The 26,311-nt window shown below is 61.8% G+C and carries 25 protein-coding genes and 5 tRNA genes; 20 read left to right on the top strand and 10 right to left on the bottom strand.

The features are described from left to right. Positions 1–9 precede the first annotated feature (9 nt). Both atpD and C8C93_RS18105 read left to right on the top strand, forming a co-directional pair. Positions 10–1,416: a F0F1 ATP synthase subunit beta gene (atpD, locus tag C8C93_RS18110; protein WP_055396243.1), complete on the top strand. Its 1,407-nt coding sequence runs from the start codon at positions 10–12 to the stop codon at positions 1,414–1,416. 75 nt (positions 1,417–1,491) lie between these two features. Next, entirely contained in the window at positions 1,492–1,908 is a 417-nt protein-coding gene (locus tag C8C93_RS18105; RefSeq protein ID WP_010467232.1) for a F0F1 ATP synthase subunit epsilon, read from the top strand. A gap of 94 nt (positions 1,909–2,002) precedes the next feature. Here the strand turns inward: C8C93_RS18105 and C8C93_RS18100 are convergent, their stop codons facing one another. The 3 genes from C8C93_RS18100 to C8C93_RS18090 all read right to left on the bottom strand — a co-directional run bounded on the left by C8C93_RS18100 (position 2,003) and on the right by C8C93_RS18090 (position 3,610). Then, positions 2,003–2,830 carry a hypothetical protein gene (locus C8C93_RS18100; protein WP_121507817.1) on the bottom strand — a complete coding sequence of 276 codons (828 nt, stop codon included), beginning with the start codon at positions 2,828–2,830 and terminating at the stop codon, positions 2,003–2,005. 143 nt (positions 2,831–2,973) lie between these two features. After that, the gene (locus C8C93_RS18095) at positions 2,974–3,267 is read right to left on the bottom strand and encodes a DUF4148 domain-containing protein (protein WP_121419969.1); all 294 of its coding nucleotides are present in this window, start codon (positions 3,265–3,267) and stop codon (positions 2,974–2,976) included. 82 nt (positions 3,268–3,349) lie between these two features. Beyond that, entirely contained in the window at positions 3,350–3,610 is a 261-nt protein-coding gene (locus C8C93_RS18090; protein ID WP_233559602.1) for a DUF4148 domain-containing protein, read from the bottom strand. On the opposite strand from C8C93_RS18090, the gene C8C93_RS25445 reads away from it, so the two are divergent. Next, on the top strand, positions 3,503–3,916 hold the full coding sequence (locus tag C8C93_RS25445; RefSeq protein WP_233559616.1) for a hypothetical protein: 414 nt from the start codon (positions 3,503–3,505) through the stop codon (positions 3,914–3,916). The genes C8C93_RS18090 and C8C93_RS25445 overlap by 108 nt on opposite strands. A gap of 177 nt (positions 3,917–4,093) precedes the next feature. Here C8C93_RS25445 and C8C93_RS18085 read toward each other — a convergent pair whose 3' ends face one another. Genes C8C93_RS18085 through C8C93_RS18075 form a run of 3 tightly spaced genes read right to left on the bottom strand, consistent with a single transcriptional unit; the run spans position 4,094 to position 6,234 of the window. Continuing rightward, positions 4,094–4,639, bottom strand: a complete 546-nt coding sequence (locus C8C93_RS18085; RefSeq protein WP_121507816.1) for a TPM domain-containing protein — start codon at positions 4,637–4,639, stop codon at positions 4,094–4,096. A 2-nt stretch (positions 4,640–4,641) separates the two neighbouring features. Further along, positions 4,642–5,586, bottom strand: coding sequence for a YgcG family protein (locus tag C8C93_RS18080; protein ID WP_121507815.1), 945 nt, complete (start codon positions 5,584–5,586; stop codon positions 4,642–4,644). Positions 5,587–5,622: 36 nt separating this feature from the next. Next, a complete protein-coding gene (locus C8C93_RS18075) occupies positions 5,623–6,234 on the bottom strand; it encodes a LemA family protein (RefSeq protein ID WP_242701291.1) in 612 nt (203 codons plus the stop codon). Between the two features lie 225 nt (positions 6,235–6,459). On the opposite strand from C8C93_RS18075, the gene C8C93_RS18070 reads away from it, so the two are divergent. The 3 genes from C8C93_RS18070 (at position 6,460) to C8C93_RS18060 (ending at position 8,561) form a co-directional block, all read left to right on the top strand. Then, positions 6,460–6,909: a nuclear transport factor 2 family protein gene (locus C8C93_RS18070; RefSeq protein ID WP_055401297.1), complete on the top strand. Its 450-nt coding sequence runs from the start codon at positions 6,460–6,462 to the stop codon at positions 6,907–6,909. Between the two features lie 64 nt (positions 6,910–6,973). Beyond that, a complete protein-coding gene (locus C8C93_RS18065) occupies positions 6,974–7,996 on the top strand; it encodes a YheT family hydrolase (protein WP_121507814.1) in 1,023 nt (340 codons plus the stop codon). Then, the gene (locus tag C8C93_RS18060; RefSeq protein WP_121507813.1) at positions 7,989–8,561 is read left to right on the top strand and encodes a DUF2946 family protein; all 573 of its coding nucleotides are present in this window, start codon (positions 7,989–7,991) and stop codon (positions 8,559–8,561) included. Before C8C93_RS18065 ends, C8C93_RS18060 begins: the two co-directional genes overlap by 8 nt. A gap of 89 nt (positions 8,562–8,650) precedes the next feature. On the opposite strand, the gene C8C93_RS18055 is transcribed toward C8C93_RS18060, so the two are convergent. The 4 genes from C8C93_RS18055 to C8C93_RS18040 form a co-directional block, all read right to left on the bottom strand. Further along, positions 8,651–9,517, bottom strand: coding sequence for a cytochrome c5 family protein (locus tag C8C93_RS18055; protein ID WP_121507812.1), 867 nt, complete (start codon positions 9,515–9,517; stop codon positions 8,651–8,653). A 170-nt stretch (positions 9,518–9,687) separates the two neighbouring features. Next, on the bottom strand, positions 9,688–11,103 hold the full coding sequence (locus tag C8C93_RS18050) for an efflux transporter outer membrane subunit (RefSeq protein ID WP_121507811.1): 1,416 nt from the start codon (positions 11,101–11,103) through the stop codon (positions 9,688–9,690). Further along, on the bottom strand, positions 11,096–14,251 hold the full coding sequence (locus C8C93_RS18045; protein ID WP_121507810.1) for an efflux RND transporter permease subunit: 3,156 nt from the start codon (positions 14,249–14,251) through the stop codon (positions 11,096–11,098). Before C8C93_RS18045 ends, C8C93_RS18050 begins: the two co-directional genes overlap by 8 nt. 13 nt (positions 14,252–14,264) lie before the next feature. Continuing rightward, on the bottom strand, positions 14,265–15,524 hold the full coding sequence (locus tag C8C93_RS18040; RefSeq protein ID WP_121507809.1) for an efflux RND transporter periplasmic adaptor subunit: 1,260 nt from the start codon (positions 15,522–15,524) through the stop codon (positions 14,265–14,267). A gap of 192 nt (positions 15,525–15,716) precedes the next feature. On the opposite strand from C8C93_RS18040, the gene C8C93_RS18035 reads away from it, so the two are divergent. From C8C93_RS18035 to rpoB, 14 genes are all read left to right on the top strand, one after another. Beyond that, positions 15,717–16,376, top strand: coding sequence for a TetR family transcriptional regulator (locus C8C93_RS18035; protein WP_121507808.1), 660 nt, complete (start codon positions 15,717–15,719; stop codon positions 16,374–16,376). 98 nt (positions 16,377–16,474) lie between these two features. Further along, positions 16,475–16,550: transfer RNA gene (locus C8C93_RS18030), tRNA-Arg, on the top strand. A 104-nt stretch (positions 16,551–16,654) separates the two neighbouring features. After that, positions 16,655–16,740, top strand: a tRNA-Tyr gene (locus C8C93_RS18025). A gap of 74 nt (positions 16,741–16,814) precedes the next feature. After that, a tRNA-Gly gene (locus C8C93_RS18020) sits at positions 16,815–16,888 on the top strand. A 61-nt stretch (positions 16,889–16,949) separates the two neighbouring features. Further along, positions 16,950–17,024, top strand: a tRNA-Thr gene (locus C8C93_RS18015). A 74-nt stretch (positions 17,025–17,098) separates the two neighbouring features. Next, complete coding sequence (gene tuf / locus C8C93_RS18010; protein ID WP_056642984.1) at positions 17,099–18,289, top strand: elongation factor Tu; 1,191 nt, start codon at positions 17,099–17,101, stop codon at positions 18,287–18,289. Between the two features lie 14 nt (positions 18,290–18,303). Beyond that, positions 18,304–18,379 (top strand) — tRNA-Trp (locus C8C93_RS18005). Positions 18,380–18,470: 91 nt separating this feature from the next. Next, entirely contained in the window at positions 18,471–18,857 is a 387-nt protein-coding gene (gene secE, locus C8C93_RS18000; RefSeq protein WP_121422025.1) for a preprotein translocase subunit SecE, read from the top strand. After that, on the top strand, positions 18,854–19,450 hold the full coding sequence (nusG, locus tag C8C93_RS17995; RefSeq protein ID WP_082437456.1) for a transcription termination/antitermination protein NusG: 597 nt from the start codon (positions 18,854–18,856) through the stop codon (positions 19,448–19,450). The genes secE and nusG overlap by 4 nt, the downstream gene beginning before the upstream one ends. Before the next feature lie 163 nt (positions 19,451–19,613). Beyond that, positions 19,614–20,045, top strand: coding sequence for a 50S ribosomal protein L11 (gene rplK / locus C8C93_RS17990; RefSeq protein ID WP_010467238.1), 432 nt, complete (start codon positions 19,614–19,616; stop codon positions 20,043–20,045). Beyond that, entirely contained in the window at positions 20,046–20,741 is a 696-nt protein-coding gene (gene rplA, locus C8C93_RS17985; RefSeq protein ID WP_055398510.1) for a 50S ribosomal protein L1, read from the top strand. A gap of 233 nt (positions 20,742–20,974) precedes the next feature. Next, positions 20,975–21,499: a 50S ribosomal protein L10 gene (gene rplJ / locus C8C93_RS17980; protein ID WP_055398511.1), complete on the top strand. Its 525-nt coding sequence runs from the start codon at positions 20,975–20,977 to the stop codon at positions 21,497–21,499. Positions 21,500–21,539: 40 nt separating this feature from the next. After that, on the top strand, positions 21,540–21,917 hold the full coding sequence (gene rplL / locus C8C93_RS17975; RefSeq protein ID WP_008907085.1) for a 50S ribosomal protein L7/L12: 378 nt from the start codon (positions 21,540–21,542) through the stop codon (positions 21,915–21,917). A 267-nt stretch (positions 21,918–22,184) separates the two neighbouring features. After that, on the top strand, positions 22,185–26,297 hold the full coding sequence (rpoB, locus tag C8C93_RS17970; protein ID WP_055398512.1) for a DNA-directed RNA polymerase subunit beta: 4,113 nt from the start codon (positions 22,185–22,187) through the stop codon (positions 26,295–26,297). Positions 26,298–26,311 lie beyond the last annotated feature (14 nt).

Here is a 26,311-nt window from a genome sequence, read left to right as displayed (position 1 = left end):
GAGCGAAAAATGGCTCAAGTGCAAGGCAAGATTGTTCAATGTATCGGCGCTGTGGTGGACGTTGAGTTCCCGCGCGACCAGATGCCCAAGATTTACGACGCTCTGAAGCTCGACGGTTCGACCCTGACGCTGGAAGTGCAGCAGCAGCTGGGCGACGGCGTGGTGCGTACCATTGCGCTGGGTTCGTCCGACGGCCTGCGCCGCGGCATCATGGTGACCAACACCGGCAACTCCATCACCGTGCCCGTGGGCAAGGCGACGCTGGGCCGCATCATGGACGTGTTGGGTGCTCCCATCGACGAACGTGGTCCCGTGAGCCAGGAACTGACAGCCTCCATCCACCGCAAGGCCCCTGCGTACGACGAACTGTCGCCTTCGCAAGAGCTGCTGGAAACCGGCATCAAGGTGATTGACCTGGTGTGCCCGTTCGCCAAGGGCGGTAAGGTGGGCCTGTTCGGTGGTGCTGGTGTGGGCAAGACCGTGAACATGATGGAACTCATCAACAACATCGCCAAGGCCCACAGCGGTCTGTCGGTGTTCGCTGGTGTGGGCGAGCGTACCCGCGAAGGGAACGACTTCTACCATGAAATGGCCGATTCCGGCGTGGTCAACCTGGAGAAGCTCGAAGAGTCCAAGGTTGCCATGGTGTACGGCCAGATGAACGAGCCCCCAGGCAACCGTCTGCGCGTTGCTCTGACCGGCCTGACCATCGCCGAGTCGTTCCGCGACGAAGGCCGTGACGTGCTGTTCTTCGTGGACAACATCTACCGCTACACGCTGGCCGGTACCGAAGTGTCCGCTCTGCTGGGCCGCATGCCTTCCGCCGTGGGCTACCAACCTACGCTGGCCGAAGAAATGGGCCGTCTGCAAGAGCGTATTACGTCGACCAAGGTCGGCTCGATCACCTCCATCCAGGCCGTGTACGTGCCTGCCGATGACTTGACCGACCCATCGCCTGCTACGACGTTCGCCCACTTGGACTCCACCGTGGTGCTTTCGCGTGACATCGCCTCGCTGGGTATCTACCCTGCCGTGGATCCTCTGGACTCCACCAGCCGCCAGCTGGACCCGAACGTCGTGGGCGAAGACCACTACGCTACGGCCCGTGCGGTGCAAGGCACGCTGCAGCGCTACAAGGAACTGCGCGACATCATCGCCATTCTGGGCATGGACGAACTGGCACCTGAAGACAAGCTGGCCGTGGCCCGCGCGCGCAAGATCCAGCGTTTCCTGTCGCAGCCTTTCCACGTGGCCGAAGTGTTCACGGGCTCGCCAGGCAAGTACGTTCCGCTGTCGGAAACCATCCGTGGTTTCAAGATGATCGTGAACGGCGAATGCGATCACCTGCCAGAACAGGCGTTCTACATGGTGGGCACCATTGACGAAGCCTTCGAAAAGGCCAAGAAGGTGGCCTGATTGCCCGGCGGCTGAGCAGCCTACCGCCGCTCGGCCTTCAGCAATCAAGCAACCCACCTTTTCCTAGGAGCAATGATGAACACCATCCACGTTGATGTGGTCAGTGCCGAAGAGTCCATCTTCTCCGGTGAAGCGCGTTTCGTGGCGCTGCCTGGCGAAGCTGGCGAGTTGGGCATCTATCCCCGCCACACCCCGCTGATCACCCGTATCAAGCCGGGCTCGGTGCGCATCGAAATGGCTGACGGTTCCGAAGAGTTTGTCTTCGTGGCCGGTGGCATTCTGGAAGTGCAGCCCAACTGCGTGACTGTGTTGTCCGATACCGCCATCCGTGGCAAGGATCTGGACGACGAGAAGGCCAACGCCGCCAAGGCCTCCGCCGAGGAAGCGCTCAAGAATGCCAAGAGCGAAATCGACCTGGCCAAGGCCCAGTCCGAACTGGCCGTGATGGCGGCGCAGATTGCTGCGCTTCGCAAGTTCCGCCAGAAGAAGTGATTCAGATCTTGGTGGATCTGCCCCAAAACCCGGCTTGGCCGGGTTTTTTTATGCCCGCCTGCTGCAAAACGGCAAGCGGTCATGGAAGTCTGCTTTAAGGCAAGGCGGGGGACGTTTCCCGCAGGTGAAGTTGCAGCCCTTCACACGCCACGGAAAGCACATCGCCGCTGTCCGCCTGGAGCAAATGCCGGCTGCTCAGAAAGGCACGCGCTATAGATAGTGAGCGCACGCTCAGCGACAGCGATTCAATCAGTAAGTGTTCTCCTGGAACCAGCTCCAGACAGACATCCGGCGTGACTGCAATGGGATGGCCAGGCTGCGAGCCTGTGAGTGCCCGCCAATGGCGCTGGTGTGTTTGCACATCCGGGGTGCCCATGCGCAAGGCATGCAGTCCGGTGATTCCGAGGGGGCCGCCCCCGCTGTCCTGCAGGGCCTGCCGATGCTGCGCGCGGCGTTCTACCGGCGTTGCGGTTTCGGACCAGGGGTAGAGGGCCGCACGCCGATCCCACTCACAAAAGAACACACAGCAGCTTGGAGCGGAAAGCCCAAGCAGCACGGAATTGGTGAAATTGGTGACGCTTTCGCCCCGACTGTTCTCGGACTGGAAGGCGCGGGGAGGCTTGCAAGTGATGCCTGCCTCCATCGCGTGCGCCAGACTTTCGGCCAGGGGCGAAGCAGGCTCCAGAGCAAAACCGTGGATCAAGGGCGGTTGCGCATGGTCGGGAAGATCGCCGTTGGCGGTCGCCGCCCACAATTCGAGGTCTGTGTTGCCCAGATGGACCCAGCCATACGTGGCGAAATCAGTACGTTGCAAGGGCCAGGCCACGGGCAACCCGAAGGTCTCGCTGAAGAGCTGAAACAAAGGCTCGGCTGCGTGAAGGCGCAGCATGACATGGTCGATGGAGCGGTAGCTGGAAGCCATTGAGGTGTTCTGGGCCGGTGACTGGGCCATTGTCAATCTGTTCACGATTGGCAGGGCAGAAAAAAGCCGAGGCCCCGTGAGGGGCCTCGGCTTTTGAGCATGAGACTGCGTCGGCGTGCCGACCGCAGCACCTGCCGTGCAAATTACATGGCGCTGAATTCGCCCGAAGGGATCTTGCCAGTGCGCAGGGCTTCAGCAGCCTGGGCGCGCACAGCAGCGCGGTCAGCCGTGGACGTGTAGGTCACCACACGCGAACCAGCGGGCTCGATGCTGCGGGTCTGGGCCACGGTGGCGGCTTCAGCGGCCACTTCGGCACGGGTGCGGTTCGTGTCGAACTTCAGGGCAAATTGCGAACCATCGGCTTCGTCAGCGTGGGCGCCGAAAGCAGTGAAAGCGGCAACAGCGGCGATAGAGAGGAAACGGACAGACTTGTTCATGGTGAAACTCCAGTGAAATTCAAAAAATAGGGACGAGGTACTTGGCAATACGAAAACGTGTGAACCGTGGATTCAACAAGAATCAACCACGCTCACCCGAAGGGATCTGGCCAGCGCGCAGGGCTTCTGCAGCCTGGGCACGCACGGCAGCGCGGTCAGCCGTGGACGTGTAGGTCAACACACGCGAGCCTGCCGGCTCGATGGAGCGGGTCTGGGCAACGCTGGCGGCTTCTGCTTGCACTTCAGCGCGGGTGCGGTTGGTTTCAAATTTGGTAGCGAATTGCGAAGCATCGGCTTCGTCAGCCTGTGCGCCGAAAGAGGCGAAAGCGGCAACGGCAGCGATGGAGAGGAAGCGGGCGGTGTTGTTCATGATGAAAATCCTTGGAAGTTAAAAAGCGTCTCAAAAAAGCCGGGTCAAAAAACCATTCCTGAACCGGGTTCGGTGAGTCGCCTTGCGGGTTCGGCTCATCGATGGGTTGAACTGTACGCGGGTGAAGTCCAAAGAAAAACCACCGAGTCGCAAACTAACTGTTCCAGTATTGGAAACAATGGGCTGGGAACTTCGGTCGCAGATTTCGTAATGAGCGAGAAGATCGCCTTGAAACAAGGTGATATAGAGGAAAACCCTGCGGCTTATTTGGAACAGTGAGAATGCCCTGAAAGACATGCACGGTGCAGGAAGCGCCAGCCACTCCCCAGCAAATCGTGCCCCTGCAGGGCCCGCAAATCGCTTGGGCGGGCCGTCAAAAGCCCGCAGCGTCAACCCACTTTCTGGAGGCAACTCCGTGCGATCAGCCTCCCGCCGTGGAGGCTGCGCGCGCGATGTCTAGCGCAGCACCGGTGCGTCCGGCAATTCGTTGTGCCCGGGCGTATCGGGCAGGCGTGGAAAGTGCCGGGCAAGGCGCAAGGACACGGCGTCGACGGCTTGTGCGAGGCCCTCTTCGTACTGCTCCTGGCGAAAGCGGGGAGCCATCAGCGCAATCACATCGCGCCATTCGTCCGCTGCCACATGCCGGGCAAGGCCCCGGTCGGCCACGATCTCTATCGCGTGTTCGGGCAGCAGCAGGTAGATCAAGACGCCGTTGTTGTGCTCGGTGTCCCACACGCGGTATTTGCTGAACAGCATGAGGGCGCGTTCGCGCGCGCTGGCGTTGCGGCGCAGGTAGCTCCAGGGCAGGCTGGCTTCTGCGACGATGCGGATCTGGCCCGTGTGCTGCTGCTCGCTGGCAGCCACCCGCGCGGCCAGGCGCTCCAGGGTGTCGCCGGGTAGCGCGCGGCGTGCCGGGGGCTCGCCCCAGCGATGGCGGGCCAGGCGCCAGAGGGCGGCCGGTAAGGTCGCTATGGAGGTGGTGGTGGTTGATCCTGGACCCATGTTCACCAGTCCCCCGAGGCGCCGCCGCCTCCAAAATCGCCACCGCCACCCGAGCTGAACCCGCCACTGTCGCTGCTGCTGCCACCGCCGCTCCAGCCTCCGCCGCCGACACCCGCGCCCCAGCCGCCGACCGCCGCACCGCCTCGACCACGCCGTCGGCTGCTGCCACCGCCAGTGCCGCCGAAGATCCAGGTGTAAAGCAGAGCGAGGAGGCCGGCGCCGCCCGCCACGATCAGGCTGGAGGTAACCACAAAGGCCAACAAGCCCACACCACCGCCCATGAGCAGGCCCCCGAGGCGGCTGCCAAAAATGCTGCGCATCACCGGTCCCGCCACCATCACGCCGAAAAACAAAAAGATGGCGAGGTCCGTCCAGTCGAATCCGTCGCGGCTGGTGTCGGGGCTGTGGGCTGCGGTGCCGCTGTTGCTCGCGGGTGCTGGCAACGCCTCACCGGCTATGCGTGCGGAGATCTGAGTGACGGCGTCGCGCAGGCCGCCTGCATAGTCGCTTTGCTGGAACCGGGGCTTCATGGCGCCGTCGATGATGCGCGCCGCTGCAATGTCGGGGATGGCGCCTTCCAAGGCCTTGGCGACCTCGATGCGCATCTTGCGGTCGTTCTTGGCCACGATCACGAGCACGCCGTCACCCACGTCGCGGCGCCCGATCTTCCAGGTGTTGCCCACGCGATTGGCGAACGATGCAATGTCTTCGGGAGCGGTGGTGGGCACCATCAGCACCACCACCTGCGCGCCCCGGGTCTGCTCCAGCGTTTGCAGCTGCGTCTCCAACGCGGCCTTGTCGGAAGCGCTCAGGGTACCGGTCTGGTCGATGACGGGGCCGGTGAGCGCGGGCACGGGCAACAGGCCGCCGTCAGCATGCGCCCATGGGACTGCAAATGCTATCAATACTATAGCTAACAGCGCTTTATAGATAAGCGCTAGGGGCATATTCGCTCAAACTCTCAGCGGTGAGGAGTGCCGTGTTCAAGGCTTGGGCTTGGATGCGGAGAAATCCACGGTGGGCGGCGCGGAGATCTGGGCTTCGTTGGCCACGGTGAAGCTGGGCTTGGGCGCATAGCTGAACGCGATGGCGGTCAGGTTTGTGGGAAAGCTGCGCGCGAGCACGTTGTATTCCTGCACCGTCTGGATGTAGCGGTTGCGCGCCACGGTGATGCGGTTCTCGGTGCCTTCCAGCGTCACGCGCAGGTCGCGAAAGCCCTGGTTGGCCTGCAGCGTGGGATAGCGCTCGGACACCACCATCAGCCGCGACAGCGCGCCCGACAACTCGCCCTGCGCCTGCTGGAACTTGTTGAACGCCTCGGGGTTGTTCAGGGTTTCGGGCGTGACCTGGATCGAGGTGGCCTTGGCGCGCGCCTCGACCACGCGGGTCAGGGTTTCCTGCTCGAAGTTGGCCTCGCCCTTGACGGTGGCGACGATGTTGGGCACAAGGTCTGCGCGGCGCTGGTACTGGTTGAGGACCTCGCTCCACGCGGCCTTGGACTGCTCGTCCAGCCGCTGGAAGTCGTTGTAGCCGCAGCCGGTCAATGCGCTGAGCGCCAGCAGGGCGGTCAACAGGGCAAAAATGCGTTGGATCATGGTGGCTTCGCCAGGTGGAGTTCAGGGACAGTTTGGGGCACAGAGACAAGATGCCAAGGTGCCATCAACCGGCAGCTTGGCTGATTCTGCAACAAGTGCCGTCCCTGGTGCCACTTTCCGGGCGGGCCACAAGGCTTTGGGAGATGGCCGCACAATAGCAACCCGCACATGGCGGGCCGCATGGCCGCCGCGCCACCTTCCATCCCAGACGCCTCACCAACCACCATGCCCCGTTCTCGCGCCAGCGCCGCCACCCTCGGAGGTTCCTCGGACGAAACCGAAGCCGCGTTCTATGAGGCTTTGCAGCGGGGCGACATCGAGCTTTTGATGTCCTGCTGGGCAGAAGACGACGACATCATCTGCGTGCATCCCGGCGGGCCCCGGCTGCTGGGTGCTGGGGCGATTCGCACGGCGTTCGAGGCGATGTTTTCGCATGGCACGGTGCGGGCGCGGCCGTTGCAGGTGCACCGTGTGGTGGCGCTGACCAGCGCTGTGCACAGCGTGGTCGAGCAGGTCGAGGTGATGCTGCCCGACGGCCTGCACCAGGCCGTGGTGCTGGCCACCAATGTCTATCACAAGACCCCGGAAGGCTGGCGCCTGGTGGCCCACCATGCGAGCCCCGGCGTCGCGCCCGATGCGCAGGTGGTGGACGCCCAACGGCCCGTGCTGCACTGAGTGGTGGGGCCTTGAATCCAAGCCTTTTTAGGGTCTGGCGCTTGATAGGAAAGCGCAAATAGCTATGAAATATGTAGCGCCTCGATGGTTGCCCGGTGGACAGCTCCAGACCATCTGGCCAGCCCTGTATTCGCGCCGCGTGTTCGGCGCCCGCCCCGTGTACCGCCGAGAGCGCTGGGACACGCCGGACGGTGATTTTGTAGACGTGGATTTTCTGCAGGAGGAGGGCGCCACGGCGCCTGCGGCACTCCGGCCGCTGTTGGTGGTCTTCCATGGCCTGGAAGGCTCGTCGCGCAGCCATTACTGTGAGGCCTTTGGCGACTGGGCGCGCGAGCGCGGTTGGGCCTGCGCCTTGCCCCATTTCCGGGGTTGCAGTGGCGAGATCAACCTTGCACCCCGCGCCTACCACTCGGGCGACCATGCCGAGATTGGCTGGATGCTGCAGCGCCTGCGCGCCTCGCACCAGGGCCCCTTGGTGGCCGTGGGGGTCTCGTTGGGCGGCAATGCGCTCTTGCGCTGGGCGGCCGAGGTGGGCGAAGACGCTGCGCGCAGCGCCGATGCCGTGGCGGCCGTGTGCTCGCCCATCGATCTGGCCGCAGGGGGGCACGCCATCGGGCGTGGCTTCAACCGACAGGTCTACACACGCATGTTCATGCGCACCCTGGTGCCCAAGGCGCTGCGCAAACTCGCGCAGCACCCCGGGTTGTTCGATCGCCAGGCACTGATGGCCGCGCGCGACCTGTATGCGTTTGACAACGTGTTCACCGCGCCACTGCATGGCTTTCGGAACACCGAGGACTACTGGCAGCGGGCGTCGACCAAGCCGCTGCTGCACCACATCCGCGTTCCGGCCCTGGTGGTGAATGCGCGCAACGATCCGTTTGTCCCGGCCGCCAGCCTTCCGCTGCCGCACGAGGTGCGCAATGGGTTCGTCACGCTCTGGCAGCCGCCACACGGCGGCCACGTCGGGTTTGCCCATGGCCGCTTGCCGGGGCACGTGCGTGCCATGCCCGACGCGGTGGGCGGGTGGTTGGCGGAACACGCAGGGGCTGGGACGCGGGCGAGCGCACAATCGCCGCATGGATGACATCGTCAAACAGGCGCTGGCCAAGTGGCCCAACGTGCCCGACTGCTATGGCTGGCTGGGCCTGGACGCGCGTGGCCACTGGTACCTGCGCGATGACCAGGCCCAGGCAGCAGGGCCGTTTCCGCAGAGCAAGGGGTCTTTGCTGCAGCATGAAAAGCTCATCGGCTTCATCGCGCGCAATTACGAATCCGATGCGCAGGGACAATGGTTCTTTCAGAACGGGCCCCAGCGGGTGTATGTGGAGCTGGAGGCTACGCCCTGGATCTGGCGCATACAGTCCGATTTTTCGGTGGTGTCCCACACGGGCCGTGGCGCGGCGGTGCAGGACTGCCTGGTGGACGCGCAGGGCCATGTCTACCTGACGTCGGCGCTGGGCGTGGGCCTGGTGCATACGCTGGACGTGCCTCTGGTGGCCGAAGCCGTGGAAGCAGGGCGCTGGCTGCCGCAGGAAGTGCTGGCGGAAGAGTTGCCTGATCGCTACGGCTTTGTCATGAGCCCGCAGGGCCAGTGGGGTGCCCGCGAAACCCCTGGGTCACCGCGCATGGTGGATGCAAAGCAATCCTGAAAAGCAAAAAAGCCGGTCCACTGAACCGGCTTTTTTATGCCTGCATGCAATGCCCCAAAGGGTGCACCGCACTGCCGCAAGGGGAAGGCTTACTTGGCGGCGGCAGCCATGAACTCGACCGCTGCGCGCAGGTCGGCGTCTGACGCCTGGGCTGCACCGCCACGGGGAGGCATTGCGCCCTTGCCCTTGGCCACGCTGTTGTACAGCGCATCGATGCCGGCAGGCAGGCGGGCCGACCAGGCGGCCTTGTCACCAAACTTGGGAGCACCGGCTACGCCTGCAGCATGGCACACCTGGCAGGCCTGCTTGTACAGGGCTTCGCCTGCGCCCGCGGCGGCGGCCGCTGCCACCGGCGCGGCAGCGGCTGGCGCGGCTTCCGCGGCGGGGGCTGCTGCTGTCACCGGCGTGGCGGGGGCGGCGGGAGCGGCTTCTGCCGCTGCCGGAGCAGCACCAGCCGCAGCGGGTGCTGCAGGCTCGGCAAATTTGGCACCGGCAGCATTGGCCATGTAGGCCACGGCCCGTGCGATTTCGGTGTCGTTGAAGTCGCCGCCACCTTGTGGGGCCATCGCACCCTTGCCCTTCAGGGCGGATTGCACCAGCGTTTCAAAGCCGGTCGCGATGCGGGCCGTCCAGGCGCCAGCGTCGGCAAATTTGGGAGCACCAGCGGCGCCGGTTGCATGGCAGGCGGCGCACTGACCCTTGTACACCTCTTCGCCAGCACGGAGAGGGCGGTTGGCGTCACGGATCTCGACCATGCCCACCTTCTGGATGCGCTCGGCAATGGCTTTCTCAGGATTGACGGCACCAGCGGCAGGCTTGTCTGCCGACGTGACGTACAGGACCAAGCCAATGATGGCAAAGATCGGAATCACAAACGAGAAAAGTACCGCGACCAGCAACTGCTTGGGGTTCTTGATCGGGCCGGTATGGGCTTCTTCGTGGTGGTTGTCGCTCATGACGTCCTCTGGTGTATCGGGGGCTTTGATGAAATCAACCTTAAATTATATCTGCGGGGCTGTTGCCTTCGGCTCAGGCCCGCGCGCGCCCTGTATCTCACCCCACACAGCCTGAGCCTGGCACGCGCCCGAAAACCATGGGGGCCGCGCCAAGCTTGCCGCCGCCTGCGTCAGGAAGGGTTGCCTGCTGCCGCTTCGGGTGCACCGCCGCCCAGGGCCTTGTACAGCGCCACCTGGTTTTGCAATTGGGCAAGTTTCACCTGCACCACAGCCTGTTGCGCCGTGAACAGCGAGCGCTGGGCGTCCAGCAGGTCCAGGTAGCTCGACACGCCATTGCGGTAGCGCAGATCAGACAGTTGCAGCCGGGCGGCCTCGGCCTGCGCCTGCAGCTGTTGCGCCTGCGCCTGCTCGCCCAGCGTGGCCTGGCCGGCCAGCGCGTCCGACACTTCGCGAAAGGCCGTCTGAATGGCTTTTTCGTATTGCGCGACGGCGATGCTGCGGCCCGCTTGGGCGCTTTCCAGGTTGGCCTGGTTGCGCCCTGCATCAAAGATGGGCAGCAGCAGGGAGGGTGCAATCGTGAACCCCCACGAGCCGCTCTTGAACAGGCCCGACAGCTCGCCGCTGGCGGTGCCTGCCTGCGCTGTGAGCGAGATGCGCGGGAAGAACGCGGCCCTGGCGGCGCCAATGTTGGCATTGGCAGCAATCAGCTGCTGCTCCGCCTGGCGGATGTCGGGGCGGCGGGTCAGTAGTTCGGATGGGAGCCCCGCCGGCAGCTGTGCCATGGCGGGGGCGGCTGCCAGTCTGCTGCCTGTAAGGCTGGCGCGAATGTCATCGGGCAGGGCTTGTCCCAACAGCAACGCCAGGGCGTTTTCGTCGAGCGCGCGCTGGCGCTGTTGCTGGGCCAGCGTGGCCCGCGCCGCCTGGGTCAGTGACTCGGCCTGGCGAAAGTCCAGCTCCGAGGCCACGCCTGCATCGAGGCGCATCTTGGTCAATCGGATGGACTCCTCGCGCGAGGCGAGGGTCTGGCGCGACAGGTCCAGCAGTTCTTCGTCGGCCAGCAGGTTCAACCAGCCGTTGGCTACGGCGGCCACCAGGCTGACCTGTGCGGCGTTGCGGCCTTCTTCGGTGGCGAGGTACTGGGCAAGGGCCTGTTCCTTGAGACTTGCAATGCGGCCAAAAAAGTCAATCTCCCAGGCCGAAACGGCCAGGCCCACGCTGAACGAGTTGGTCAGATCGCCGGACCCCGCGGCGGGCGCGCGGCTCGCGTTGGCGGCCAGGCCCACGCCGGGGTACTGGTCGGCCCTGCGCACCTGGAATGTGGCGCGGGCCTGCTCGATGTTGAGCACGGCCACGCGCAGGTCGCGGTTGTTGGCCAGGGCCACCTCGATGAGCTGGCGCAGCCGGGGCTCGGCAAAATAATCTTGCCAGGGCGCGGCAGTTGCAGTGCCTGGGGCTGCCGCGTCCGTGGTGGCATAGGTGGCCGGCACTGGCGCTGCAGGGCGCTCGTACGTGGGTATGAACGAACAGCTGGCCAGAAGCAGGGCCGTTGCCAGGGCGATGGCGGTAGTGCGTGGGTGATTAGTCATGGGTTCCAACTCCTGCTTCTTCTGCGTGGCGGCGGTTCATCTCCTGCTGGCGCGCGCTGCCCTTGAACAGACTGCGCACCACTACGAAGAACACGGGCACGAAGAACACGGCCAGCACCGTGCCGGTGATCATCCCGCCCAGCACGCCGGTGCCGATGGCGCGCTGGCTGGCTGAGCCGGCCCCCGACGCAATGGCCAGTGGCAACACCCCGAGGCCAAAGGCCATCGACGTCATAACGATGGGGCGGAACCGCAGGTGGGCCGCCGCCAGTGCCGACTCGATCACGCTCTTGCCCTGGGCTTGCAGGTCCTTCGCAAATTCGATGATCAAAATCGCGTTCTTGGCTGACAGCCCGATGATGGTGATCAGCCCCACCTGGAAGTACACGTCATTGGCATAGCCGCGCAGCAGGGTGGCCAGCAGCACACCCAGCACCCCGAGCGGCACCACGAGAATCACGGCCAGCGGAATCGACCAGCTCTCATACAGCGCGGCCAGGCACAGGAACACGGCCAGGATGGCAAAGCTGTAGAGGATGAGTGACTGGGAGCCCGCCAGCTTTTCCTCGCGCGACTGGCCGGTCCATTCGAAGCCGAAGCCTGCAGGCAACTGGCTGGCGAGTTTTTCCATCTCTGCCATCGCTGCGCCCGTGCTGAAACCAGGGGCCGGTGCGCCCGAGATGCGCATGGCGGGATAACCGTTGTAGCGCACCGTCTGCTGTGCGCCGTTGACCCAGCGCGTTGTGGCAAATGCGGAAAGTGGCACAGGTTTGCCCTGGCTGTTGGCGGCGTTGATCTTCAGCAGATCGTCCGGCTGCATGCGTGCAGGCGCATCGGCTTGCACCACCACACGCTGCAGGCGGCCCTGGTTCGGGAAGTCGTTCACATAGCTCGAACCCAGTGCCGTGGACAGTGCGGAGTTGATCGCATCAAACGGCACACCCAGCGCATTGGCCTTGTCGCGGTCGATATCGATCTGCAGCTGGGGTGCGTCTTCCAGTCCATCCGGACGCACCTGGGTCAGCACTTTGCTTTGCGAGGCCATGCCCAGCAGCTGATTGCGTGCCTTCACCAATGCCTCATGCCCGGCGCCTCCTCGGTCCTGCAGGCGGAATGTGAAGCCGCTGGCGTTGCCCAGTTCGGGAATGGGAGGAGGGCTCAGCGGGAAGATGAACGCGTCGCGGATGCCCATCAGCCCGCCAAAAGCGCGGCTGGCCACGTCTTGCGCAGACTGACCCGGGCCGTGGCGCTCGCTCCAGTCCTTCAGGGTCACAAAGGCGAGGGCCGCATTCTGGCCCTGGCCGGAAAAGCTGAAGCCCAGCACACCCACCATGCTTTGAACTTCGGGCTGCTTGAGGATGAATTCCTCAACCTGTTGCATCACGGCCAGCGTGCGTTCCTGTGTCGCACCGGGGGGCAGTTGCACATTGACGATGATGTTGCCCTGGTCTTCGCTGGGCAGGAACGAGGTGGGCAAGCGCATGTACACCACGGTCACGGCGCCGATGATGGCGGCGTAAATGACCAGGTAGCGCGCGGCGCGCTTGAGCATGCGCGCAACAAAGCCTTCGTACCCCTTGGCCGTGCGTGAGAAGCTGCGGTTGAACCAGCCGAAAAAGCCGCGTTTTTCATGGTGGTGGCCGGCTTCTACGGGCTTGAGCAGCGTCGCGCACAGTGCCGGTGTGAGCGACAGCGCCATGAAGGCCGAGAAAGCGATGGATGCCACCATCACCGCCGAGAACTGGCGGTAGATGTTGCCGGTGGACCCGGCAAAGAAGGCCAAAGGTACGAACACCGAGATCAGCACCACGGTCACGCCGATGATGGCGCCCGAGATCTGGCGCATGGCCTTGCGGGTCGCCTCCAGTGGCGAAAGACCCTCCTCGCTCATGATGCGCTCGACGTTCTCCACCACCACGATGGCATCGTCCACCACGATGCCGATGACCAGCACCATGCCGAACATGGTCAGCACATTGATCGAGAAACCCAGCGCCAGCAGTGTGGCGAACGTACCCAGCAGTGCGATGGGGACCACGATGGTCGGGATGATGGTGTAGCGCCAGTTCTGCAGGAACAGGAACATCACCAGGAACACCAGCGCCACGGCTTCCAGCAGTGTCTTGGCCACCTGGGTGATGGAGATGTCCACGAAGCGCGAGCTGTCGTAGGGGATGCTCCAGCTCATGCCCTCGGGGAAGTAGCGCGAGAGTTCATCCATCTTGGTGCGCACGGCCTTGGCGGCTTCGAGGGCATTGCCGCTGGGAGACAGTTGCACGCCGATGCCTACGGCGGGCTTGCCGTTCAGGCGTGCAGCCGTGGCATAGGCCTGTCCGCCCAGCTCGACACGCGCCACATCCTTGATGCGGACCGTGGAGCCATCGGTGTTGGCGCGCAGCACGATGTTGCCGAACTGCTCCACGCTGGAGAGCTGTCCGTTGACCACCACGGTGGCCGCGATGCCCTGGCCCGCCACATTGGGCAGGTCGCCGATGGTGCCGCTGGCTACCTGCGCGTTCTGCGCACGGATGGCGGCTGTGATCTCGGCCGCCGAGAGGTTGAAGCTCACCATCTTGGCCGGGTCGATCCAGATGCGCATGGCACGCTCGGTACCGAACAGCTGAGCTTGGCCAATGCCTTTCAGGCGCTGCAGTTCGGGCACCACGTTGCGCGATGCGTAGTCGCCCAGGGCCACCGTGTCCGTGGCCGGATTGGTGGACGAGAGCATGGTGAACAGCAGGAAGTTGGAGCGCGACTTGTCCACGCGCACGCCTTGCTGGGTCACGGCCGAGGGCAGGCGTGGCGTGGCTCGCGAGAGCCGGTTCTGCACATCGACCTGCGCCAGGTCGGCGTTGGTGCCGGGCTGGAAGCTCAGGGTGATGCTGCCGGAGCCATCAGCCTGCGCGACGGACTCCATGTAGATCAGCCCAGGTGAGCCGTTCATCTCGCGTTCAATCACCGACAGCACGCTGTCTTCGAGGGTTTGCGCAGAGGCGCCAGGGTAGGCCGCGTTGATGACGATGGACGGCGGCGCGACAGGGGGATACTGGGCGATCGGCAACTGCGTGATCGCCACCCCGCCCATCACCATGATGAACAAGGCAATCACCCATGCAAAGATGGGGCGGTCGATAAAGAACTTGGCCATGCTGGAATGCCCCTTATGGCTTCGATGCCGAAGCGGCCGATGCAGCAGGTGTGGCGGCCTGTGCCGAAGGCGCCCCCGGAGCTTGCCACGGGACGGGTTTTACGGGCGTGCCGGGAGGCAGCATCTGCAGCTTCTGGAAACCGTCCACCATGATCTTTTCCCCGGCCTTCAGCCCCTCAAGAACCACCCACCGGTTGTTTTGTGCGGCGCTGACCTTGATGGTGCGCTGGGACACCTTGCCGTCTTCGCCCACCACGCTCACGGTGTCGCCCTGCTGGGTGCGCGTGACAGCCTGCTGAGGCAGTGTGATGGCATTGCTGGCCTGGGCTTGCTCAATGCGCACGCGCAGGTACAGGCCGGGCAACAACTCGCCCTTGGGGTTGGGTACCTCGGCGCGCAGCGTGACCTGGCCCGTGGTGGCGTCCACCGACAGGTCGGTGAACAGCAGCTTTCCTGTCTGGGCGTACTCCGAACCATCGCCCATCACGAGTTTGACACTGGCGGCCTCTGCGCTGCCTGCACGCTTGAACTGTCCACTTTCCATGGCCCGTCGCAACTGAAAGCCGTCGCCCGCCGATTGGGTGAAGTTCACGTACACGGGGTCGATCTGCTGCACCACCGCCAGGGGCGTTGCTTCGCCTTGTCCCACGAGCGCACCTTCGGTAACCAGAGCCCGGCCGATGCGGCCCGAGATGGGCGAGGTCACACTGGCATAACCCAGGTTGATATCTGCCGCACGTACGGCAGCCCGGGCGGTGGCCACATCTGCCTGTGCCTGCTTTTCGGCAGCTTCGGCATTCACAAAATCCTGTTTGCTGATGGCGTTGGCACTCACCAGCGGGCGGTAGCGTTCCACTTGAGCACTGGCCTGTGCGAGGTTGGCCTGGGCCTTGGCCAGGCCAGCGCGCGCGCTTTCCGATGCGGCGGCGTAGGGGGCAGGGTCAATGCGGAACAGCGACTGCCCTGCCTTCACATCACTGCCTTCCTTGAAAAGACGCTGCTGCAGGATGCCTGCGGCGCGAGCACGTACTTGTGCAACCCGCGAGGCCTCCACACGGCCCGGCAATTCGGTGATCAAGCCGACATCGCCAGGCGTCGCCGTCACCACACCCACCTCAACAGGTGGCATTTGCGGCCCTCCAGCGGGTGCTTGGCCATCCGTCTTGCCACAAGAGGCGAGAAACAGTGTTGTTGCTGTCAAGGCAACCAGAGAGACAGCCCTGCGGGTGGGAAAGGCGCTAAAGGAGGGAGTTGCAGATGCATCACGCAGCATGGGAGTCCTTTTTGATGGGCGTCAAGGAATCGGGTTGTAGGGGATGGGCCGCTTGTCGAGGGCCCGACCAGGCCAGAGCCCGACAAAATAAGTGCGCGATTATACATACAGACATGAATGTATAATTGTGACGGCTGATGCCTTTGTGGATCGTGTGGGTACGTAGTGTGTAGAACGAGGAGACAAATACCAATGGCGCGTCGAACCAAGGAAGATGCGGTTGCCACGCGCAACGGCTTGATTGATGCGGCGGAGCAGGTTTTTCGGGAGAAGGGGGTCTCACGCGCTTCGCTGAGTGATATTGCGCAGGCTGCGGGGGCTACGCGGGGAGCGATCTACTGGCACTTCAAGGACAAGGTGGATCTTTTCAATGCCATGATGGATCGGGTGACACTTCCGCTAGAGCAAGGCTACGGGGAGTTTGAGAGCAGTACCTGCCCAGACCCTGTGCAGCGATTGCGCGCGGTGATGGCGCTCGTGCTGCGCGGCGTTGCCTCAGATGAGCGAACGCGCAGGGTTTTTGAGATCGCGCTCTACAAAGTAGAGTATGTGAGTGAGCTTGTGGGGGTGCGTGACCGCCATGTGGCTGCGTCGGAGGGTTTTACGCAGCAGCTGGCGCGTGATTTCGCGTTGGGGGCGCAGCACCAGGGGGTTGTCTTGCCGATGGCTCCGATCGAGGCGGCGATTGGTTTGCATGCCCTGTTCGATGGCTTGATTCGAAACTGGATCCTGAGCGAGGGTGGTTTTGATCTTGTGGGTGTTGGTGGTGCCTGTACCGATGCCTTTTTGTTGGGGCTGGGGCTCTCGCTGCCGGTGTCCTCGGGTGCCGAGGTTTGCAGTCTTCCTTCCTGATGTGCCATCCATTTCGTCGTTGTACGGGAGTCGGTTGTGATTGATTCCTTCGACGTGTGGTGGCGTGCGATAATGTGAAGCTGTGCCATTTCGGTCGTGCGGCTGTAGCTCAGTGGATAGAGTATTGGCCTCCGAAGCCAAGGGTCGTGGGTTCGATCCCCGCCAGCCGCACCATGAATTTGTATAGCTTTGCCTCCTGTCATGAACTTGGCGTGGTGGCTTGGCCTTGTGAATTTCTCCGGACTGCAAAAAACTGGTGCTATAATTCGAAATTCTCCGGAGGGGTGCCCGAGTGGCTAAAGGGGGCAGACTGTAAATCTGTTGGCTTACGCCTACACTGGTTCGAATCCAGTCCCCTCCACCAGTGAATAGAAGTGATGAGGTTGGTGCTCGGTCTCGTTGTTTGCGGGGCTGGGCGCGCAGAGACTGTTGGTCGATGCGGGAGTAGTTCAATGGTAGAACCCTAGCCTTCCAAGCTAATGACGCGGGTTCGATTCCCGTCTCCCGCTCCATTGCTTGTTGTGCTGGTTTGTTGAGTTGGAGATTTTGATGTCGCGCGAGCGGTGTCAAGTTGCCCATGTGGCTCAGTGGTAGAGCACTCCCTTGGTAAGGGAGAGGTCGCGGGTCCGATTCCCGCCATGGGCACCACTTTCAGGTGCGTCCGATTCTGGTTGCGCCGAGATCCAGTTGTATTGGTATAGATTTTTTTCGGAGTCGGAAAAATGGCAAAAGGTAAGTTCGAGCGCACCAAGCCTCACGTCAACGTGGGCACAATCGGCCACGTGGACCATGGCAAGACGACGCTGACGGCAGCCATCGCTACCGTGCTGTCCGCCAAGTTCGGCGGTGAAGCCAAGGCATACGACCAGATCGATGCAGCGCCCGAAGAAAAGGCCCGCGGTATCACGATCAACACCGCCCACGTGGAATACGAAACGGCCAACCGCCACTACGCCCACGTGGACTGCCCTGGCCACGCCGACTATGTGAAGAACATGATCACCGGCGCAGCCCAGATGGACGGCGCTATCCTGGTGTGCTCGGCTGCTGACGGCCCCATGCCCCAGACCCGCGAGCACATCCTGCTGGCTCGCCAAGTGGGCGTGCCTTACATCATCGTGTTCCTGAACAAGTGCGACATGGTGGACGACGAAGAACTGCTCGAACTCGTCGAAATGGAAGTGCGCGAACTCCTGGACAAGTACGACTTCCCAGGCGACGACACCCCCATCATCCGTGGTTCTGCCAAGCTCGCCCTGGAAGGCGACAAGGGCAAGCTGGGTGAAGAAGCCATCATGAAGCTGGCTGAAGCGCTGGACACCTACATCCCCACGCCAGAGCGCGCTGTGGACGGTGCCTTCCTGATGCCCGTGGAAGACGTGTTCTCCATCTCCGGCCGTGGCACCGTGGTGACCGGTCGCGTTGAGCGCGGCATCATCAAGGTCGGCGAAGAAATCGAAATCGTCGGTATCCGCGACACGCAAAAGACCATCTGCACCGGCGTGGAAATGTTCCGCAAGCTGCTGGACCAAGGTCAAGCTGGCGACAACGTCGGCCTGCTGCTGCGCGGCACCAAGCGCGAAGACGTGGAGCGCGGCCAAGTGCTGTGCAAGCCCGGCTCGATCAAGCCCCACACCCACTTCACCGCTGAAGTGTATGTTCTGAGCAAGGACGAAGGCGGCCGTCACACGCCCTTCTTCAACAACTACCGTCCTCAGTTCTACTTCCGCACGACCGACGTGACCGGCGCCATCGAGCTGCCAGCCGACAAGGAAATGGTCATGCCTGGTGACAACGTGTCGATCACTGTGAAGCTGATCAACCCCATCGCCATGGAAGAAGGTCTGCGCTTCGCTATCCGCGAAGGCGGCCGTACCGTGGGCGCTGGCGTCGTGGCCAAGATCATTGCTTAATTAGCAAGGTATACAGGGGTATAGCTCAATTGGCAGAGCGTCGGTCTCCAAAACCGAAGGTTGTAGGTTCGATTCCTACTGCCCCTGCCACTTGAATGTGGCCCAAAACAAGCCCGCCAGACCCTGGCGGGCTTCGGTGTCTTAAGTGATGCCGTGCATCGGAAGCAGGAAATACTCAAAGATGGCCACTTCACAGGTTGAAACAGTCAATACAGGCGCAGACAAGGCCAAGCTCGCTGCGGTGGTGGCCCTGGTCATCGCTTCGGTTGCAGGCTTCTATTTGTTGGGAAAACAAGGCGCTGTGGTGCAGTGGGCTGCGCTGATCGTTGGGCTGGCTGCTGCTGCTGGCGTGTTCTTGGTGTCGGAGTCCGGTCGCCAGTTCGTTGCTTTTGCCAAAGACGCTTGGCGCGAGGTGAAGAAGGTCGTTTGGCCCACCCGCAAGGAAACCCTGCAGATGACGGCCTACGTATTCGCCTTTGTGGTGATCATGGCCCTTTTCCTGTGGTTCACTGACAAGACGCTGGAATGGGTCTTGTACGACTTGATTTTGGGCTGGAGAAAGTCATGACAACCGCTGCGGAAATCACTGGAGCAGAAGCTCCTGCAGGCGCTTCTGCTTCGGCAAATCCCGATCTGCGTTGGTACATTGTCCATGCCTACTCGGGCATGGAAAAGGCTGTGGAGCGCAATATTCAGGAGCGGATTGGTCGCTCGGGTATGCAGGACAAGTTTGGTCGCATTCTGGTGCCGACCGAGGAAGTGGTCGAAATGAAGAACGGCCAGCGCAAGACGACAGAGCGTCGCTTGTTTCCTGGCTATGTGTTCGTCGAGATGGTGATGGACGATGACACCTGGCATCTGGTGAAGCACACCAACAAGGTGACGGGGTTTGTAGGGGGGGCGAAAAATCGCCCTGCGCCGATTTCTGAAGAGGAAGTCCAGAAAATCGTCAGTCAGATGCAGGAAGGCACAGACAAGCCTCGCCACAAGATCGAATTCATGGTCGGCGAACTTGTACGTGTCAAAGAAGGTCCCTTCACCGACTTCAATGGTTCGGTTGAAGAGGTCAATTACGAAAAGAGCCGCGTGCGGGTCTCCGTGATGATTTTTGGCCGCTCCACGCCGGTCGAATTGGAGTTTGGGCAGGTCGAAAAGACATAGGTCTTTCGGATAACACCTAAGTTCTCCCTGGCGAGGCCAGGGTAAGCAGTTGGATGCCGCACTTTTCGACTCGGTGCGAACATCGTGATAGCGAGTCGTTAACCCCGGGGAGCCAGTTGTTGCGTGGTGCGACAACAGCGTTATGACCCGTAAGGAGTAAAACATGGCGAAAAAAATCGTCGGTTTTATCAAGCTGCAAGTTCCAGCTGGTAAGGCCAATCCATCCCCACCCATCGGCCCAGCACTGGGTCAACGTGGTCTCAACATCATGGAGTTCTGCAAGGCATTCAATGCGCAGACCCAAGGTGTGGAGCCAGGTCTGCCACTGCCCGTGGTCATCACGGCGTTCGCGGACAAGAGCTTTACCTTCATCATCAAGACGCCGCCTGCGACGACTCTGATCAAGAAGGCTATCAAGCTCGAAAAAGGTTCTTCCAATCCGCTGAAGACCAAGGTTGGCAAGATCACGCGCGAACAGCTCGAAGAAATCGCCAAGACCAAGATGAAGGACATGAATGCTGCGAATGTTGACGCTGCTGTCCGTACGCTGGCTGGTTCCGCTCGCTCGATGGGCGTGACGGTGGAGGGTTTGTAAATGGCCAAGTTGACAAAAAAGCAAAAGGCCCTGCAGGGCAAGGTTGACAGCACCAAGCTGTACGCCTTTGCAGATGCCGTGGTTCTGGTGAAGGAAGCTGCTACTGCTAAGTTCGATGAATCCATCGACGTGGCTGTTCAGCTGGGCATTGATGCCAAGAAGTCCGACCAGGTGGTGCGTGGCGCTGTCGTGCTGCCCAACGGTACTGGCAAGACGACCCGTGTGGCCGTCTTTGCGCAAGGTGCCAAGGCGGAAGAAGCCAAGGCTGCTGGCGCTGACATCGTTGGCATGGATGACCTGGCTGCCATGGTGAAGGCTGGTGACATGCCCTTCGACGTGGTGATCGCTGCTCCTGACGCCATGCGCGTTGTGGGTACCCTGGGTCAGATCCTTGGCCCACGTGGCCTGATGCCAAACCCCAAGGTGGGCACGGTTACTCCCGACGTGGCTACGGCCGTGAAGAACGCCAAGGCTGGTCAGGTGCAGTTCCGTGTGGACAAGGCCGGTATCGTGCACAGCACCATTGGCCGCCGCTCGTTCGACAATGAAAAGCTGCAAGGTAACTTGGCTGCACTGATCGACGCTCTGAACAAGGCCAAGCCTGCTTCGAGCAAGGGTCTGTACCTGCGCAAGGTCGCTGTGTCCTCCACGATGGGCGTTGGCGTCCGCGTGGACACACAATCCATCGCAGCGTAATTGCGGTAAAAAATCTTCGGGCCTGCAAGGGCCTGATGTGGTGGGCTGGGGTGGTGCAACAACCATCTCCAGGCCATCCAAGACCGTTGGTGTGCAGCCTTGCACTTAATCCCTCCGGGGCCAACGCAGATGGCGATCCCGCTGCAGATGGAATTCATTCCGAAACAGTTGGTCGCTGCAACAAGAGCGTGTACGAGGGCGCAAGCCTGAATGCACAATTTAAGGAGTAGACCTTGAGTCTTAATCGCAGTGAGAAAGAAGCGGTCATCAGTGAAGTGACCAGCCTCGCCGCTAAAGCTCAAACGCTTGTGATCGCGGAATACCGTGGCATCACGGTCGCCGACATGACCAAACTGCGTGTGGAAGCTCGCAGCAAGGGCGTGAACCTGAGTGTTCTGAAGAACACTTTGGCCCGCCGTGCTGTGGCTGGCAGCGCGTTTGACGTGGTGGCTGACCAGATGACCGGTCCTCTGATCTATGGCTTCTCCGAAGACGCCGTGGCTGCCGCGAAAGTGGTGGCTGACTTTGCGAAAACCAACGACAAACTGGTGATTCGCGGTGGCGCTTTCGGTGGTAAGGCCCTGGACGTGAACGGCGTTAAGCAACTGGCCAACATTCCTTCCAAGGAAGTTCTGCTGGCTCAGATTTGTGGCTTGCTTATGTCCCCCATGTCGCGTACGGCCGTTGTGCTGGGCGCACTGGCGGCGAAAAAAGGCGAAGGCGCAGCCGCACCGGCCGCCGAACCTGTTGCGGCTTGATAGCCCGGCAGACAACCAACACAATTGTTAGGAAATCAAAATGGCATTCGATAAAGACGCATTTTTGACCGCGCTGGACAGCATGACGGTTCTGGAACTCAATGACCTGGTGAAGGCCATTGAAGAGAAGTTTGGCGTGAGCGCTGCAGCCATGGCTGCTCCTGCTGCCGCTGGTGGTGGCGCTGGCGCTGCTGCTGCTGAAGAAAAGACGGAATTCAACGTGGTGCTGACCGAAGCTGGCGCCAACAAGGTGTCCGTCATCAAGGCAGTGCGCGAAATCACCGGCCTGGGCCTCAAGGAAGCCAAGGACCTGGTGGACGGCGCTCCCAAGAACGTCAAGGAAGGCATTGCCAAGGCCGACGCCGAAGCAGCCGTCAAGAAGCTGGTGGAAGCCGGCGCCAAGGCCGAACTCAAGTAATTCGGTCTTGCTCAAGGGCTGGAGTGCTCCTCAAAGGGCCTCCAGCCTTTGGTGCTTTCAGAGCGCACCCGAAAGCCGCTGTGCAAACGCTGGTTTTCGAGTGTCTTCTGACAACCCCGACAGCAGAAGACGCCTTGGTTCGGGTGATGTGCAACGCATCACCGTCCGCCATGGTTGGTAGTGGCCAACCGCCAAGCCCGTAAGGACAGCGCTCCTTGCGGGTCAGTCGTCGAAGACCCAGGACTCATGTCTTTGCCCGGAGATCTCATGGCCTATTCCTACACCGAACGCAAGCGAATTCGCAAAAGTTTCGGCACCCGCGATAGCGTGCTCGAAGTTCCTTATCTGCTGCAGATGCAGAAGGACGCCTACACCGCTTTCTTGCAGGCTGATAAAGCACCCCAGAAAAGAACCATCGAAGGCCTTCAGGCTGCATTCGACGCTGCCTTTCCTATCGTCTCCCACAACGGTTTTGTGGAGATGAAGTTCATTGAATACAACCTGGCCAAGCCGGCTTTTGATGTGCGCGAGTGCCAGACCCGTGGTCTGACTTTCGCCTCGGCTGTGCGCGCCAAGGTGCAACTGATCATTTATGACCGCGAGTCCTCGACCTCGCAGTCCAAGGTGGTCAAGGAAGTGAAGGAGCAAGAGGTCTACATGGGTGAAGTGCCCCTGATGACCGACAAGGGCTCGTTCATCATCAACGGCACCGAGCGTGTGATCGTGTCGCAGCTGCACCGTTCGCCGGGTGTATTTTTCGAGCATGACAAGGGCAAGACCCACAGCTCGGGCAAGCTGCTGTTCTCTGCACGCATCATTCCTTATCGTGGTTCGTGGCTCGACTTCGAGTTCGACCCCAAGGACATCCTGTACTTCCGCGTGGACCGTCGCCGCAAGATGCCGGTCACGATCCTGCTCAAGGCCATCGGCCTGAATCCAGAATCTATCCTGGCGAACTTCTTCGTCAACGATAACTTCCGCTTGATGGACAGCGGTGCACAAATGGAATTTGTGTCCGAGCGTCTGCGTGGCGAAGTGGCCCGTTTTGACATCACCGACAAGTCCGGTAAGGTCGTAGTGGCCAAGGACAAGCGCGTGACGGCCCGCCACACCCGCGAACTGGAACAGTCTGGTACCACGCACATTAGCGTGCCCGAAGACTTCCTGATCGGTCGTGTCGTGGCCCGCAACATTGTGGATGCGGACACTGGTGAGATCATCGCCAAGGCCAATGACGAGCTGACCGAAGCGCTGCTCAAGAAGCTGCGCAGCGCTGGTGTGCAAGACGTACAGTGCATCTACACCAATGAACTCGACCAGGGGGCGTACATGTCGCAGACCCTGCGCATCGACGAAACGGTGGACGAATTTGCTGCACGCGTGGCCATCTACCGCATGATGCGCCCCGGCGAGCCGCCTACGGAAGACGCCGTGCAGGCCCTGTTCCAGCGCCTGTTCTACAACCCCGACACGTACGACCTGTCGCGTGTGGGCCGCATGAAGTTCAACGCCAAGATTGGCCGCGACGAATCCACTGGCCCCATGGTGCTGTCCAACGAAGACATCCTGGCTGTGGTCAAGATTCTGGTGGACCTGCGCAACGGCAACGGCGAAGTCGATGACATCGATCACCTGGGCAACCGCCGCGTGCGTTGCGTGGGCGAACTGGCCGAAAACCAGTACCGCACGGGCCTAGCACGTATCGAAAAGGCCGTGAAGGAGCGTCTGGGCCAGGCCGAGCAAGAGCCGCTGATGCCCCACGACCTGATCAACAGCAAGCCGATCTCGGCTGCCCTGAAGGAATTCTTCGGCGCGTCGCAGCTGTCGCAGTTCATGGACCAGACCAATCCGCTCGCCGAAATCACGCACAAGCGCCGTGTTTCCGCCCTGGGCCCGGGTGGTCTGACCCGCGAACGCGCAGGCTTCGAAGTGCGCGACGTGCACGTAACCCATTACGGCCGCGTCTGCCCTATCGAAACGCCTGAAGGCCCTAACATCGGCCTGATCAACTCGCTGGCTCTGTACGCTCGGCTGAACGAGTACGGTTTCATCGAAACCCCTTACCGTCGCGTGGTGGATGGCAAGGTCACGAACGAGATCGACTACCTCTCCGCCATCGAAGAAGGCAAGTACGTGATCGCGCAGGCGAATGCAGTGCTCGACAAGGATGGCCGTTTGACGGGTGATCTGGTGTCTGCCCGTGAGAAGGGTGAATCCATTCTGTGTGGTGCAGACCGCGTGCAGTACATGGACGTGTCGCCCGCGCAGATCGTGTCGGTCGCGGCTTCGCTGGTGCCCTTCCTGGAACACGATGATGCGAACCGCGCGTTGATGGGCGCCAACATGTCGCGCCAGGCCGTGCCAGTGCTGCGTCCTGAAAAGCCGCTGGTGGGCACGGGCATCGAGCGCGTGGCTGCCGTGGACTCGGGCACCGTCGTGACGGCGACCCGTGGCGGTGTGGTGGACTATGTGGATGCGACCCGTATCGTGATCCGCGTCAACGATGCCGAAGCCGTGGCCGGTGAAGTGGGTGTGGACATCTACAACCTCATCAAGTACCAGCGTTCCAACCAGAACACCAATATCCACCAGCGCCCCATCGTCAAGAAGGGCGACATGCTGGTCAAGGGTGACGTGATCGCCGACGGCGCATCGACGGACTTCGGCGAAATCGCCATCGGCCAGAACATGCTGATCGCTTTCATGCCTTGGAACGGCTACAACTTCGAAGACTCGATCCTGATCTCCGAACGCGTGGTGGCCGAAGACCGCTATACCTCGATCCACATCGAGGAACTCGTGGTCATGGCGCGCGACACGAAGCTGGGCGCCGAAGAAATCACGCGCGACATTCCGAACCTGTCCGAGCAGCAACTGAACCGCCTGGACGAATCCGGCATCATCTACGTGGGCGCCGAAGTGCAACCCGGCGATACGCTGGTGGGCAAGGTCACGCCCAAGGGCGAAACGACGCTCACGCCTGAAGAGAAGCTGCTGCGCGCCATCTTCGGTGAAAAGGCTTCCGACGTGAAGGACACCTCGCTGCGCGTGGACCAGGGCTCGTCGGGCACCGTGATCGACGTGCAGGTGTTCACCCGTGAAGGCATCCAGCGTGACAAGCGCGCCCAGCAGATCATCGACGATGAACTCAAGCGTTTCCGCCTGGACCTGAACGACCAGCTGCGCATTGTGGAAGCCGACGCTTTCGACCGTATCGAAAAGCTGCTGAACGGCCGTGTGGCCAACGGCGGCCCGCAGAAGTTGGCCAAGGGCACGAAGATCGACAAGGCCTACCTGTCGTCCGTCGAGAAGTTCCACTGGTTCGACATCCGCCCGGCTGAAGACGAAGTAGCTACGCAACTCGAGTCCATCAAGAACGCGCTGGAGCAGACGCGCCACAGCTTCGACTTGGCTTTTGAAGAGAAACGCAAGAAGCTCACGCAAGGCGACGAGTTGCCAGCTGGCGTGCTGAAGATGGTCAAGGTGTACTTGGCCGTCAAGCGCCGTCTGCAGCCAGGTGACAAGATGGCCGGCCGCCACGGTAACAAGGGTGTGGTCTCCAAGATCGTTCCGGTCGAAGACATGCCTTACATGGCCGACGGCACACCTGCCGATATCGTTCTGAACCCGCTGGGCGTGCCCTCGCGGATGAACATTGGTCAGGTGCTGGAAGTCCACCTGGGCTGGGCCGGCAAGGGCATTGGCCAACGCATCGGCAACATGCTGCAGGAACAGGCCAAGGCCGCCGACATGCGCAAGTTCCTCGAAGAGGTGTACAACTCGCGCGGCCGCACGGAAGACCTGTCGCTGCTCAGCGATGACGACGTGATGGCCATGGCTGCCAACCTGACCAACGGTGTGCCTTATGCGACGCCCGTGTTCGATGGTGCTTCGGAAGAAGAAATCAAGGACATGCTCAAGATCGCCTACCCAGACGACATAGCAGAGCGCAAGGGCCTCACGCCCACCCGCACGCAGGCGTACCTGTTCGATGGCCGTACGGGCGAGCGCTTCGAGCGTCCCACCACCATTGGTTACATGCACTACCTGAAGCTGCACCATTTGGTGGACGACAAGATGCACGCCCGCTCGACCGGTCCTTACTCGCTCGTCACGCAGCAGCCGCTGGGTGGTAAGGCGCAGTTTGGTGGCCAGCGTTTCGGGGAAATGGAAGTGTGGGCGCTGGAAGCTTATGGCGCCGCCTACGTCCTGCAGGAAATGCTGACCGTGAAGTCCGACGACGTGGTGGGCCGTACCAAGGTGTACGAATCCATTGTCAAGGGCGAACACGCCATCGAAGCCGGCATGCCGGAATCGTTCAATGTGCTGGTCAAGGAAATCCGTTCGCTGGGCCTGGACATCGAGCTGGAACGCTCCTAAGCAGAAAAGGAAAG

It is taken from the genome of Acidovorax sp. 93, assembly GCF_003633835.1.
GTDB lineage: Bacteria > Pseudomonadota > Gammaproteobacteria > Burkholderiales > Burkholderiaceae_C > Acidovorax > Acidovorax facilis.
Note: the sequence above shows the minus strand (reverse complement) of the source record. Positions and strands in the feature narration are given on the sequence as shown.